The organism is Lysinibacillus sphaericus (genome assembly GCF_001629735.1).
Taxonomy (GTDB): domain Bacteria; phylum Bacillota; class Bacilli; order Bacillales_A; family Planococcaceae; genus Lysinibacillus; species Lysinibacillus pinottii.
The window spans coordinates 3,628,787-3,640,867 of the sequence record NZ_CP015224.1 but is presented as its reverse complement, the minus strand read 5'-3'; the positions used below and the strand labels follow the sequence as shown (position 1 = coordinate 3,640,867).

The window sequence follows — 12,081 nt, the reverse complement described above, 5'->3', positions numbered from 1 at the left end:
GATGGTATTTTCATTACCACCACAAATAAGCCCCGAAAACTTATAGTGTAGTTTAATGAAAAATAACGGTAATCGAATCGATTAGGAGGATATATACATGCGTACAACATTCATGGCTAAAGGTCACGAAGTAGACCGTAAATGGTTAGTAGTTGATGCAGAAGGCCAAACTCTTGGACGTTTAGCTTCTGAAGTAGCTGCAATCTTACGTGGTAAACATAAACCAACATTCACACCAAACGTTGACACAGGTGATCACGTAATCATCATCAACGCTGACAAAATCCATTTAACTGGTAACAAATTAGAAGGTAAACTTTACCGTCACCACACTCAATTCGCAGGTGGTTTAAAAACTCGTACTGCTGGTGAAATGCTAGACAAGTACCCAACAAGAATGATCGAACTAGCAGTTAAAGGAATGCTTCCTAAAAACTCTTTAGGTCGTAAAATGTTCACTAAACTTAATGTTTACACTGGAACAGAGCATCCACATGCTGCACAAAAACCAGAAGCATACGAGCTTCGCGGATAATATAAATTAAGAGGAGGATATTACTTTGGCACAAGTTCAATACATCGGCACTGGTCGCCGTAAAAGCTCTGTAGCTCGCGTACGTTTAGTACCAGGTACAGGTAAAATTGTTATCAACAAACGTGAAATCGAAGAATACGTACCATTCGCTGCATTACGTGAAGTAATTAAACAACCATTAGTAGCTACTGAAACTACAGGAAGCTATGACATCCACGTAAACGTTAACGGTGGTGGATACACTGGTCAAGCTGGTGCTGTTCGTCACGGTATCGCTCGTGCTCTACTTCAAGTAGACCCAGATTTCCGTGCTGCATTAAAATCAGCTGGATTACTTACTCGTGATTCACGCATGAAAGAACGTAAAAAACCAGGTCTACGCGGCGCTCGTCGTGCACCTCAGTTCTCAAAACGTTAATTTCAAATTTTTCTATCAAAGACTCTTTCTACTTTTGTGGAAAGGGTCTTTTTGTATGAATAGAATAATTATAAAAAGCAATCGTTATAGTTGCCCGAATATGGCTTAATATGATTTCTGATGAAATTGTCGATGAAGCTGGTGTACCTGTTGTTGAATAAATCAATGACGAACACTTAGTTAGTAGTGATGTCTATTTCATTGTGTAAGCAGTTTGGACGAGCTAGCATAAAGATTCTCCCTAAACCAACCCAATCGTGGGCTGCTGCACATAGGGCAATGTTCACCGAAAGTATAAACGGCTGCTATTCTTCTTTCCTCAACGACCCTACTTTCAGCTGCTAAACGTGCTAATGCGAATTCAGGATGTGCTGTGTATTGTCACAGTTAGACATATGATTTCAATCTTCGGCTAACCCCTCACCATTTTCCAGCTACAAAAAGGACTCATCACCTGCTTTCAATGCATCTTTGACAAGCTCAATACATTTTTCTCAATATATTAAATCTACTGAATAAGAGCCCTTACTGTTTGATTGGTGGCATTGATATCAGCTGCCCCCTTCTTGTAGAAGTGTTAGGACTTGAACCGTTTCTCTATTCCCGGCAGCAATAATTAAATGATCGCTCATTTTTATCACCTTCACCGTCCAGTAGAACGCGTCTTTTAGTATATTTATCAAACTTTAAATAGTTTTCTTAGCATAATTATTGTTATTTCTGCACAAATTTAAAAATATTAAAAATATTTTCGGATAAGTTTATGCTTTTTTAAGAAATTATTTAGAGGGAGTTTAACAATGCATTTTATTATGAATTATGAAAGCTACAACATGCCTTTCAAGAGTGGGTTTGGTGTAACTAAAAAATATAAAGCAAAAAATGGAGGTAAGTAGGTATGAAGAAATTATTGATGGTATCTGTTGCAGCAATGGCACTACTTGCAGCATGTCAAGATAAGGAGCCTGTGAAAGGCAATACGACGAATAGTGAGGGAACAAAAACAGAAAGCGTTGCTACAGAAAATACAACGAAAGATCAAGCACAAGAGCAACTCACAAAGGGTCAAGCCATGGCAACTATTCTAAGTGCTACAAACTGGCAGGGTACAAAAGTATATGATAAAGATAACAACGATTTAACTGCGGAAAACTCAAACTTTATTGGCTTGGCTAAATATGATATGAAGACAGGTCATTATGAATTCTTTGATGCTACTACTGGCGAAAGTCGTGATGATAAAGGAACATTCTTCATTACAAATGATGGGAAACAAAGGATTCTAATTTCTGAATCCAAAAATTATCAAGCACTAGTAGAGATCACAGAATTAAATAGCGATATCTTCACTTATAAACGAATGGGGAAAGATGCTACTGGTAACGATGTAGAAGTCTTTGTGGAGCATATCCCTTATCAAGAAAAAGAGCTTACATTTACAGATCCAGATAAAATTCTTAATGCGACTACAGGAGATATCGTAACAGATGTAGACGGCGATGAAATTTTAGCTAATACATTATGGCAGGGCACAGTTGCTTTAGATGAAAATGGTAATGATGTAACCGAATTTAATTCAAATTTCATTAGTATTGCAAAATACGATGCAGAAACGAATAAATATGAATTCTTTAACCCTGAAACAGGCAAAAGCCGCGGTGATTATGGCTACTTTGACGTCATTCATGACAATAAAATCAGAGCTCACGTTTCACTTGGTGATAATAAATATGGTGTGGCTCTTGAAATTACTGAAATGAATGATAAGAAGTTTACGTATAAAAGAACAGGTAAAGATAAAAATGGAAATGAGATAACTGTGTTTGTTGAGCATGAACCCTATGAAGGGGAATTTAAACCAGAATTTACACTGCAATAAAATTGTTCTTCCTCCCTTACTATAGAAGAAGTTAAAAACTCTCAAGTTGAATACTTGTGAGTTTTTTTTTCTTTCTGGCATAGTTTCTCCACTAACTTCGTACACTAAATGTAAAAGGGTGGTGGATATGGGTGAAGCGCTGGCTGGCACTAGGAGTAATTATGCTTATGAGTATAGTGGTCGTGGCATATGAAACAAATGCTTCGGACCGTAACTTCTTTTTACCAGACCCACTTGGTGGCATAAAAATTGTCATTGATGCAGGGCATGGTGGGGAGGATGGAGGGGCTTCAAAGGGCGAAGTCATTGAAAAGGATATTACACTTGCAATTTCTCAGCACGTGGAGAAGAAATTGAAGAAGAAAGGCGCAACAGTCATCATGACAAGAACAAAAAATGGTGATGTTATTGATGAACACGCGCCATCAGAAAAGTACGGAACGTTAAGAGAGCGTAAAAAACAGGATATCTTTTTACGAAAGGATATTGTAGAAAAAGAAAAACCAGATGTGTTTATTACCATACACGCCAATGCTATTCCAGAAACAAAATGGCGTGGTGCACAGGTGTTTTATCATAAGGAGGGACATGCTGACGGTGAGATACTTGCAAAAAGTATTCAAGAGTCCATTCGTACTAATTTAAAAAATACAGACCGAGAAGCATTGTCTATTAAGCAGATTTATTTACTGAAAAAAGCAGAAGTGCCTGCGGCATTAGTAGAGACTGGGTTTATTAGTAATGATGAAGAACGGGCTTTACTTACCGATAAGAATTACCAAGAAAAAATGGCAGATGCTATTGTTGAAGGTATAGAAGAGTATCTATTAGCGAAAGTTGAGTAGAGCAACATCACAACGTAAATTAAATCATTTATGATATACTAACATTGAGACAATATAAGGGGAGTGTTCGTCGTGATTACTGAACAACAAGTACGAGAAATACTAGGACAACTACAAGATCCATTTTTACATAAATCGCTTGCAGAAACAGATGGTATTACAAACGTAGCAATAAAAGAAGAAAAAAATCATGTCAGTGTAAAAGTTGCGATTGCTAAATTGAATACACCTGAACAATTACAACTACAAATGAAAATTGTTGAGATGTTAAAAGAAGCGGGTGTAAACACAGTTGGTATTCGTTTTGAAGAGCTATCAGCTGAAAAGCTTCAAAGCTTCCGTGGCACAGCAACAGAATCTGAAGCACAGGATATTTTATCGCCACTTAGTACAGTTCAAGTTATTTCAATTGCTTCGGGTAAAGGTGGAGTAGGTAAATCAACAGTTTCGGTTAACTTAGCGGTTGCCCTAGCTCGTCTAGGCAAAAAAGTGGGCTTAATCGATGCAGATATTTATGGTTTTAGTGTGCCCGATATGATGGGTGTAACGGATATGCCTAAAGTAGTCGATAATCGTATTTTCCCAGTTGATCGTTTTGGTGTAAAAATGATTTCAATGGGCTTCTTTGTAGAAAATAATGCACCAATTGTATGGCGTGGCCCAATGTTAGGTAAAGTATTAGATCAATTCTTCCGTGATGTAGAATGGGGAGAGCTTGACTACTTACTATTAGATTTACCACCAGGCACAGGTGATGTTGCATTAGATATTCATCAAATGTTACCATCATCAAAAGAGATTGTAGTCACAACACCTCACCCAACAGCAGCATTCGTTGCAGCTCGTGCAGGTGCCATGGCTCTGCAAACAGACCATGAAATTTTAGGTGTAATTGAAAACATGGCTTGGTTCGAATCGAAATCAGGTGAGAAAGAGTTTGTCTTTGGGCAAGGCGGAGGTCCTAAACTAGCAGAGGAGCTTCGTACGGAGCTACTTGGACAAATCCCACTTGGGCAACCAGATTGGACAGATGCGGATTTCGCACCATCAGTATATGCTGAAAAACATACTACTGGACAAATTTATTTAGACGTCGCGACGAAAATTATTGATAAATTAAATAAATAATAAAAAACGGATTTCCATCCTTTTTGGAGGAAATCCGTTTTTTAATAATCCACGATTATTCTGTGCCTTTTTGCTCCTTATCAGTGCCACCACTGCCACCACTTTGCCCACTTGCTTCTTTCTTATCGCCACTTCCAGATGAAGGTGTTTCACCGCTCTTTTTAATTAGCTCTTGCCATTTAGATTGCATTAAAGGGCTTTCGATTGTTTCCTTTACTACTTCCTCCATTTGCTTTCGCATATTGGAGGATTTAAGGATAGTCTCTAGCTGTTTCTGCATATCAGGCTGTCCAAAAAAGGCTTCCATATCCTTTTGGAAAGTTGGATCTTTTATTAAGTCCTTCATAATATCCTGTTGCTGTTTTTGCATACTTTTCGCAACTGTTTCCTTAAACTTTGGATCTTCAAAGGTTTTCTTCCAAAAGTCTTCTGCTTCCTTGGAAAGTAATGTTTCCTCAGTAGCTTTTTTCACTTCATCATGCTCTAAAATCAACAGCTCACGGAAACTGGGCTCTTCTAAAAGCTGTCGCAATGCCTTTTTACCGTCCTCTGTTTGTAAAGAGTCAATCATAATTTTTTTTATTTCATCATAGGACATAGTAGAGGTTTTATCTTGTGAACAGGCAGAAAGAAATAGCATTAGAATCAGTAATATGGTGAATTTTCGCATCGACAATCAGTCCTTTCTATAGATAGACTCTTTCAATTATTGTTCACATTTCTGATGACTTTATGTATTGGGAAAGATGAGAAATAGCTTTTTTAACAATGCATTGATAAAATAAGGACAGATATATTGAGAAATTGGGGGACTTTTAGTTGTGACGATACGAAATTGGGCAAAGTTTTTCTTCTTTGCAATGCTCGTTGGTGGGGTAGTCAACGGAGCTTTTAGTTTATTTATTCGCTGGGATTTCTTCCAACCATACATAGCAAACGGTCATTGGGGAGAATTTTTCGCTGGACTATTATGGATGGTCTTCTTAGGATTTACAATGAGTGTTATTGCACAAGCTGGTTTTTTCGCTTATTTAACACTCCATCAAGTAGGTGTAAATATCTTTAGAACACTTACATTATGGAATTGGGTACAGCTTTTACTCATTGCAATTACAATTTTTGATATTATTTTCTTCCGTTTTGTACCTGGTGTAAAGGATGGGCAAAGCTGGTTATTCTATGTTGGATTATTAATTGTTCTCATTTTTGGAGCCATAGCTACAGCTGTTCAAAAAGTAAAATTAACAGGGAAAAAACATGTATTCATTTCTGCTCTTTTCTTCATGATTGTCATTACAACTTTGGAATGGACAATTGCGTTAATGGGTCGTGATGAAAATATTAATGAATATGTCGCATTGTTATTATTCCCGTTATTAGCGGTTAATGCATATCAATTATTAGTATTGCCTAAATATAATGCAAAATCCGATGAAGATCGTCAAAAATTAGAAGCACGTCGTAAAGCGCGCCAAGAACAAGCAAAAAATGCTTAAATGAAAAAAATTGCCTCCTACAAAATAGAGGCAATTTTTTTATGGAGATTTTTTAGTTTGCACTTTATAGCCAAATATATTTTCCTCAATTGACATAAACTTATTTTGTCGTATTAAAGTATTAAGTTCTTTCAAAGTAAAAGAGCTATCTTGGTGTAGTGGAACAAATACAAAGTCCCCTTTTTGGAGTTTAGGTGTTTTCTCACCCTGCCAAATAAGAGAAGGAGATAGCAAATTCATTTGTTGCTGAAACAAAGATTTTTGCAAGTCTTGTGAATACTGATGATTCTGAGTAGCAAACCAGAGTGGCTTTTCCTTCAAATGTTGTTCATAAATATCAATATCCTTTTGTACAAGCTTAATGTTAACAGGCTCTTCTACTGAATCCTTTGGTCCAAGTAGTCCTGTAGGTAATTTTCGCTCTTGAATAATTTTTATATGGTCAGGTGAACGCTTGATCCATTCGGTATCTAGAAGAAGAAGCGGATAAGGTTCTTTCACTGTTTTAAGCCATTCCATTAGAGACTCATCAGAGAATGAAATCTCTACAACCAGAGATGTGCCGTAATGACCTTTTGTAACGACAACTGGTGCGTTAGCAATATTAAATACAGAAATCATCGTGGAATTTATAGGCTTTAGAAAAACAAAGAGAATGCCGATTAGGAGCAGTGAAATCAACGTTTTTCGGATCATAATAACAACCTCGTTTCTATAATTTTAAATAACAAAATAAGTCTCTTTAAAAAAACTTATGATTTAGTGTTGACTTTCATGAATAATCGATGTTATTATGTATAAGTCGCCAAGAGGTGACAGTGAAATAAACAACATGAACCTTGAAAACTGAACAAGCAAAACGTAATCAATAAAGTTTTAAGTAGCTAGATTTACTAGTGAACGAAACAAAATTTTGGACATCAAAATGATGCCAGCAAAACAATTTGAGCTAATCAAATTTCTTTTATGGAGAGTTTGATCCTGGCTCAGGACGAACGCTGGCGGCGTGCCTAATACATGCAAGTCGAGCGAACAGAGAAGGAGCTTGCTCCTTTGACGTTAGCGGCGGACGGGTGAGTAACACGTGGGCAACCTACCTTATAGTTTGGGATAACTCCGGGAAACCGGGGCTAATACCGAATAATCTGTTTCACCTCATGGTGAAATATTGAAAGACGGTTTCGGCTGTCGCTATAGGATGGGCCCGCGGCGCATTAGCTAGTTGGTGAGGTAACGGCTCACCAAGGCGACGATGCGTAGCCGACCTGAGAGGGTGATCGGCCACACTGGGACTGAGACACGGCCCAGACTCCTACGGGAGGCAGCAGTAGGGAATCTTCCACAATGGGCGAAAGCCTGATGGAGCAACGCCGCGTGAGTGAAGAAGGATTTCGGTTCGTAAAACTCTGTTGTAAGGGAAGAACAAGTACAGTAGTAACTGGCTGTACCTTGACGGTACCTTATTAGAAAGCCACGGCTAACTACGTGCCAGCAGCCGCGGTAATACGTAGGTGGCAAGCGTTGTCCGGAATTATTGGGCGTAAAGCGCGCGCAGGTGGTTTCTTAAGTCTGATGTGAAAGCCCACGGCTCAACCGTGGAGGGTCATTGGAAACTGGGAGACTTGAGTGCAGAAGAGGATAGTGGAATTCCAAGTGTAGCGGTGAAATGCGTAGAGATTTGGAGGAACACCAGTGGCGAAGGCGACTATCTGGTCTGTAACTGACACTGAGGCGCGAAAGCGTGGGGAGCAAACAGGATTAGATACCCTGGTAGTCCACGCCGTAAACGATGAGTGCTAAGTGTTAGGGGGTTTCCGCCCCTTAGTGCTGCAGCTAACGCATTAAGCACTCCGCCTGGGGAGTACGGTCGCAAGACTGAAACTCAAAGGAATTGACGGGGGCCCGCACAAGCGGTGGAGCATGTGGTTTAATTCGAAGCAACGCGAAGAACCTTACCAGGTCTTGACATCCCGTTGACCACTGTAGAGATATGGTTTCCCCTTCGGGGGCAACGGTGACAGGTGGTGCATGGTTGTCGTCAGCTCGTGTCGTGAGATGTTGGGTTAAGTCCCGCAACGAGCGCAACCCTTGATCTTAGTTGCCATCATTTAGTTGGGCACTCTAAGGTGACTGCCGGTGACAAACCGGAGGAAGGTGGGGATGACGTCAAATCATCATGCCCCTTATGACCTGGGCTACACACGTGCTACAATGGACGATACAAACGGTTGCCAACTCGCGAGAGGGAGCTAATCCGATAAAGTCGTTCTCAGTTCGGATTGTAGGCTGCAACTCGCCTACATGAAGCCGGAATCGCTAGTAATCGCGGATCAGCATGCCGCGGTGAATACGTTCCCGGGCCTTGTACACACCGCCCGTCACACCACGAGAGTTTGTAACACCCGAAGTCGGTGAGGTAACCTTTTGGAGCCAGCCGCCGAAGGTGGGATAGATGATTGGGGTGAAGTCGTAACAAGGTAGCCGTATCGGAAGGTGCGGCTGGATCACCTCCTTTCTAAGGATATTTTCGGAATACAAACCTAGGGTTTGTAAGATTACGTTTTGCGTTCAGTTTTGAAGGTTCATTCTTTCTGAATGGAATACTTCAAAACTTGTTCTTTGAAAACTGGATAAAACGACATTGAAATTGTAACAAACACATTTATTTTTTTAAGTTTTTTTATAGGCTTAATAACATGATAAGGTTTTCAGACACGAGCAGTTCTAGGAAGCAATCGAGTAAATGAAGGAGCGTACTTCAGTACGTGACTGATTGAACGAGTGAGGCTGACAACGAAATGTGAACTGTATGGAAAGCTGATAGGTTAAGTTATTAAGGGCGCACGGCGAATGCCTTGGCACTAGGAGCCGAAGAAGGACGGCACTAACACCGATATGCTTCGGGGAGCTGTAAGTGAGCTTTGATCCGGAGATTTCCGAATGGGGGAACCCACTACGTTTAATCGCGTAGTATCTTGACGTGAATACATAGCGTCTTGAAGGCAGACCCAGGGAACTGAAACATCTAAGTACCTGGAGGAAGAGAAAGAAAAATCGATTCCCTGAGTAGCGGCGAGCGAAACGGGAAGAGCCCAAACCAAGAGGCTTGCCTCTTGGGGTTGTAGGACACTCAATACGGAGTTACAAAAGAGCGAGTTAGATGAAGCGACTTGGAAAGGTCCGCCAGAGCAGGTAAAAGCCCTGTAGTCGAAAGTTCGTTCTCTCCTGAGTGGATCCTGAGTACGGCGGAACACGTGAAATTCCGTCGGAATCCGGGAGGACCATCTCCCAAGGCTAAATACTACCTAGTGACCGATAGTGAACCAGTACCGTGAGGGAAAGGTGAAAAGCACCCCGGAAGGGGAGTGAAAGAGATCCTGAAACCGTGTGCCTACAAGTAGTTAGAGCCCGTTAATGGGTGATAGCGTGCCTTTTGTAGAATGAACCGGCGAGTTACGATTACGTGCAAGGTTAAGCTTTAGAAGGCGGAGCCGCAGCGAAAGCGAGTCTGAATAGGGCGAAATAGTACGTGGTCGTAGACCCGAAACCAGGTGATCTACCCATGTCCAGGGTGAAGGTAAGGTAACACTTACTGGAGGCCCGAACCCACGCACGTTGAAAAGTGCGGGGATGAGGTGTGGGTAGCGGAGAAATTCCAATCGAACTTGGAGATAGCTGGTTCTCTCCGAAATAGCTTTAGGGCTAGCCTCGTGATGAGAATACTGGAGGTAGAGCACTGTTTGGACTAGGGGGCCATCCCGGTTTACCGAATTCAGACAAACTCCGAATGCCAGATATTTATACACGGGAGTCAGACTGCGAGTGATAAGATCCGTAGTCAAAAGGGAAACAGCCCAGACCACCAGCTAAGGTCCCAAAGTAATCGTTAAGTGGAAAAGGATGTGGCGTTGCACAGACAACCAGGATGTTGGCTTAGAAGCAGCCATCATTTAAAGAGTGCGTAATAGCTCACTGGTCGAGTGACGCTGCGCCGAAAATGTATCGGGGCTAAACGATTCACCGAAGCTGTGGATTGACATCTACGATGTCAGTGGTAGGAGAGCGTTCTAAGTGCGTTGAAGTCAGACCGGAAGGACTGGTGGAGCGCTTAGAAGTGAGAATGCCGGTATGAGTAGCGAAAGACGGGTGAGAATCCCGTCCACCGTATGACTAAGGTTTCCTGAGGAAGGCTCGTCCGCTCAGGGTTAGTCGGGACCTAAGCCGAGGCCGATAGGCGTAGGCGATGGACAACAGGTTGATATTCCTGTACCACCTCCTCACCGTTTGAGAAATGGGGGGACGCAGTAGGATAGGGTAAGCGCGCTGTTGGTTATGCGCGTCCAAGCAGTAAGGCGTGTGTGTAGGCAAATCCGCACACTGTAACGTTGAGCTGTGATGGCGAGTCCGGATGGACGAAGTTCCTGATTTCACACTGCCAAGAAAAGCCTCTATCGAGGTGAGAGGTGCCCGTACCGCAAACCGACACAGGTAGTCGAGGAGAGAATCCTAAGGTGTGCGAGAGAACTCTCGTTAAGGAACTCGGCAAAATGACCCCGTAACTTCGGGAGAAGGGGTGCTCTTGAGCGTGCAAGCGCATGAGAGCCGCAGTGAATAGGCCCAGGCGACTGTTTAGCAAAAACACAGGTCTCTGCAAAACCGTAAGGTGACGTATAGGGGCTGACGCCTGCCCGGTGCTGGAAGGTTAAGAGGAGTGGTTAGCGCAAGCGAAGCTGCGAATTGAAGCCCCAGTAAACGGCGGCCGTAACTATAACGGTCCTAAGGTAGCGAAATTCCTTGTCGGGTAAGTTCCGACCCGCACGAAAGGCGTAACGATCTGGGCACTGTCTCAACGAGAGACTCGGTGAAATTATAGTACCTGTGAAGATGCAGGTTACCCGCGACAGGACGGAAAGACCCCGTGGAGCTTTACTGTAGCCTGATATTGAATTTTGGTACAACTTGTACAGGATAGGTAGGAGCCAGAGATCTCGGAGCGCCAGCTTCGAAGGAGGCGTCGGTGGGATACTACCCTGGTTGTATTGAAATTCTAACCCATGCCCCTTAGCGGGGCAGGAGACAGTGTCAGGCGGACAGTTTGACTGGGGCGGTCGCCTCCTAAAAGGTAACGGAGGCGCCCAAAGGTTCCCTCAGAATGGTTGGAAATCATTCGTAGAGTGTAAAGGCACAAGGGAGCTTGACTGCGAGACCTACAAGTCGAGCAGGGTCGAAAGACGGGCTTAGTGATCCGGTGGTTCCGCATGGAAGGGCCATCGCTCAACGGATAAAAGCTACCCCGGGGATAACAGGCTTATCTCCCCCAAGAGTCCACATCGACGGGGAGGTTTGGCACCTCGATGTCGGCTCATCGCATCCTGGGGCTGTAGTCGGTCCCAAGGGTTGGGCTGTTCGCCCATTAAAGCGGTACGCGAGCTGGGTTCAGAACGTCGTGAGACAGTTCGGTCCCTATCCGTCGTGGGCGTAGGAAATTTGAGAGGAGCTGTCCTTAGTACGAGAGGACCGGGATGGACACACCGCTGGTGTACCAGTTGTCTTGCCAAAGGCATCGCTGGGTAGCTATGTGTGGACGGGATAAGTGCTGAAAGCATCTAAGCATGAAGCCCCCCTCAAGATGAGATTTCCCATTACGCAAGTAAGTAAGATCCCTCAAAGACGATGAGGTAGATAGGTTCGAGGTGGAAGTGTGGTGACACATGGAGCTGACGAATACTAATCGATCGAGGACTTAACCAAAAAGTTTGAAACATTCAATGAACCGTTTA

8 protein-coding genes and 2 rRNA genes are annotated in these 12,081 nt (G+C 42.6%); 8 read left to right on the top strand and 2 right to left on the bottom strand.

Translation table 11 applies throughout. From position 1 onward, the window contains the following. Positions 1–97: 97 nt before the first annotated feature. The 5 genes from rplM (at position 98) to A2J09_RS17900 (ending at position 4,805) form a co-directional block, all read left to right on the top strand. Positions 98–535 carry a 50S ribosomal protein L13 gene (rplM, locus tag A2J09_RS17920; RefSeq protein WP_004233742.1) on the top strand — a complete coding sequence of 146 codons (438 nt, stop codon included), beginning with the start codon at positions 98–100 and terminating at the stop codon, positions 533–535. Between the two features lie 25 nt (positions 536–560). Continuing rightward, positions 561–953, top strand: coding sequence for a 30S ribosomal protein S9 (gene rpsI, locus A2J09_RS17915; protein ID WP_004233744.1), 393 nt, complete (start codon positions 561–563; stop codon positions 951–953). A gap of 931 nt (positions 954–1,884) precedes the next feature. After that, positions 1,885–2,832, top strand: coding sequence for a DUF4822 domain-containing protein (locus A2J09_RS17910; protein ID WP_051563362.1), 948 nt, complete (start codon positions 1,885–1,887; stop codon positions 2,830–2,832). Positions 2,833–2,963: 131 nt separating this feature from the next. Then, positions 2,964–3,677, top strand: coding sequence for an N-acetylmuramoyl-L-alanine amidase (locus A2J09_RS17905; RefSeq protein ID WP_012296043.1), 714 nt, complete (start codon positions 2,964–2,966; stop codon positions 3,675–3,677). Positions 3,678–3,749: 72 nt separating this feature from the next. Beyond that, complete coding sequence (locus A2J09_RS17900; protein ID WP_012296042.1) at positions 3,750–4,805, top strand: P-loop NTPase; 1,056 nt, start codon at positions 3,750–3,752, stop codon at positions 4,803–4,805. Between the two features lie 55 nt (positions 4,806–4,860). Here the strand turns inward: A2J09_RS17900 and gerD are convergent, their stop codons facing one another. Beyond that, positions 4,861–5,475: a spore germination lipoprotein GerD gene (gene gerD / locus A2J09_RS17895; RefSeq protein ID WP_031416707.1), complete on the bottom strand. Its 615-nt coding sequence runs from the start codon at positions 5,473–5,475 to the stop codon at positions 4,861–4,863. A gap of 151 nt (positions 5,476–5,626) precedes the next feature. Here gerD and A2J09_RS17890 point away from each other — a divergent pair, with 151 nt between their 5' ends. Further along, complete coding sequence (locus A2J09_RS17890; RefSeq protein ID WP_012296040.1) at positions 5,627–6,301, top strand: KinB-signaling pathway activation protein; 675 nt, start codon at positions 5,627–5,629, stop codon at positions 6,299–6,301. Between the two features lie 39 nt (positions 6,302–6,340). Here the strand turns inward: A2J09_RS17890 and A2J09_RS17885 are convergent, their stop codons facing one another. Next, complete coding sequence (locus tag A2J09_RS17885; protein ID WP_036162441.1) at positions 6,341–6,997, bottom strand: hypothetical protein; 657 nt, start codon at positions 6,995–6,997, stop codon at positions 6,341–6,343. A gap of 267 nt (positions 6,998–7,264) precedes the next feature. Between A2J09_RS17885 and A2J09_RS17880 the strand changes: the two genes are divergently transcribed. Together A2J09_RS17880 and A2J09_RS17875 are read left to right on the top strand one after the other, a co-directional pair. Next, positions 7,265–8,816 (top strand): 16S ribosomal RNA (locus tag A2J09_RS17880). A 308-nt stretch (positions 8,817–9,124) separates the two neighbouring features. Then, positions 9,125–12,052, top strand: a 23S ribosomal RNA gene (locus tag A2J09_RS17875). The 16S and 23S rRNA genes sit together here, the layout of an rRNA operon. Positions 12,053–12,081 lie beyond the last annotated feature (29 nt).

Coding starts and splice junctions, on each gene's coding strand:
- rplM (WP_004233742.1), top strand. CDS start 98: ATGCGTACAACATTCATGGCTAAAGGTCACGAAGTAGACCGTAAATGG.
- A2J09_RS17910 (WP_051563362.1), top strand. CDS start 1,885: ATGGCACTACTTGCAGCATGTCAAGATAAGGAGCCTGTGAAAGGCAAT.
- gerD (WP_031416707.1), bottom strand. CDS start 5,475: ATGCGAAAATTCACCATATTACTGATTCTAATGCTATTTCTTTCTGCC.
- A2J09_RS17885 (WP_036162441.1), bottom strand. CDS start 6,997: ATGATCCGAAAAACGTTGATTTCACTGCTCCTAATCGGCATTCTCTTT.